Origin of the sequence: Kingella kingae ATCC 23330, from assembly GCF_900111845.1 — a bacterium.
GTDB classification, from domain to species: domain Bacteria; phylum Pseudomonadota; class Gammaproteobacteria; order Burkholderiales; family Neisseriaceae; genus Kingella; species Kingella kingae.
The window spans coordinates 1-816 of the sequence record NZ_FOJK01000056.1 but is presented as its reverse complement, the minus strand read 5'-3'; the positions used below and the strand labels follow the sequence as shown (position 1 = coordinate 816).

Here is an 816-nt window from a genome sequence, read left to right as displayed (position 1 = left end):
CAGACCTGACAAGTTTTAAATAATAGCCACAATACGGTCAATGCGATTCGCAAAACGAGCTAACCATGGTTTCCAAGATTTGTAACCGTAAAGCCGTACTATGTTTAACACTAAACTAAATAATATAGAATAAATAAATGCTGAATTTCTATTGCGAATTAAAGAGTTATCTTCTTTAAAGTGAACATCTTTTACCCAGTGGAGATTATTTTCAATACCCCAATGGTTGCGAATCGTTTTAGCAAAAAATTCTACATTATCATGATGATAGTTACTTAAATAAAAGTGTTGTTCCACTTTGCGCGAACCATCTGCTTCTATTTTCGTATTTGTAACAACAATCATGTGTTTAGATGATTGCCAATTTTGGCTAACCCATTGTGTACATGGATAAAGAGCAACTTCACGTTGAATTTGTGCGCCTTTCTGTCTTTCCGTTGTTTGAATTTTGGAAAGTATTTGATTATTCTGAAGTTCTTGAAACTCTTTGAATAATCGGATTGCGCCTTTTTTAACACCTACAACGTAAAACTGCCCCAATTCATCAATCTCTACGAGACTTTTTTTGACAATGTAAGGCATCTAATGTCAAAACCAAACCTTTGGTCTCTAGGTTTCTGATGTGCGGATTTTTTCGTAACTGGGTGTATTATCTCTATCCCATGCAAGATATTGTTTTAATTCATCAATATTATTAGCAAGGAATGCACCTATTTCGCGATTACCTTTCGCACCGCCCAAAATGGCAACAACAATGACTGTGAGTGTTTTGGCTAGATTATAGCGTTTGCCTGCTCCACGTCTGGTATCGGGTAT

Annotated in this window: 2 protein-coding genes; both read right to left on the bottom strand. The window is 35.9% G+C overall.

Features of this window, described 5'->3' with window-relative positions:
* Positions 1-15: 15 nt before the first annotated feature.
* Complete coding sequence (locus BQ5809_RS08095; protein WP_071461653.1) at positions 16-582, bottom strand: ISAs1 family transposase; 567 nt, start codon at positions 580-582, stop codon at positions 16-18.
* Positions 583-609: 27 nt separating this feature from the next.
* Positions 610-816, bottom strand: a 207-nt coding sequence (locus tag BQ5809_RS08090) for a transposase family protein (RefSeq protein WP_071461652.1), incomplete at its 5' end; no start/stop codon positions are given.